This window comes from Desertibacillus haloalkaliphilus (assembly GCF_019039105.1).
Lineage (GTDB): Bacteria > Bacillota > Bacilli > Bacillales > KJ1-10-99 > Desertibacillus > Desertibacillus haloalkaliphilus.
The window spans coordinates 1-400 of the sequence record NZ_JAHPIV010000243.1; the positions used below are offsets into that span (position 1 = coordinate 1).

A 400-nucleotide genomic window follows, 5' to 3' on the forward strand; every position below is an offset into this window, starting at 1 on the left:
TGGCAGTACCGTCTTTCAAACGGTAATTGGACTGCTTTATGCATTGCCATTAAATCAAAGTATTAAATTAAAAGCTTTTACGCGAACGATTGTGTATTTACCAGTTATTATTAGTCCGTTAATAATGGGATATATATGGTACTTTTTCTTTGCTTACCAAGGAGGAGCATTAAATGATCTATTAATATTTCTAGGATTTGAGCCCATTAACGCTCTAGGAAATGCATCATTTAATCCATGGATTATTGTGTTAGTTAACACATATCAGTTCGTTGGGATTGCGATGATTATCTATTTAGCTGGATTGCAAAGTATATCTAAAGACTATTATGAAGCGGCTGTTATTGATGGGGCATCAGCTTTCGCTCAGTTTAAAAAGATTACTCTACCATTACTAGCC

Annotated in this window: 1 protein-coding gene; it reads left to right on the forward strand. The window is 34.5% G+C overall.

The window, feature by feature from the left end; all coding sequences use genetic code 11:
- Positions 1 to 400 (forward strand): carbohydrate ABC transporter permease (locus KH400_RS21755; protein ID WP_217228195.1); only part of this gene is annotated, 400 nt, incomplete at both ends.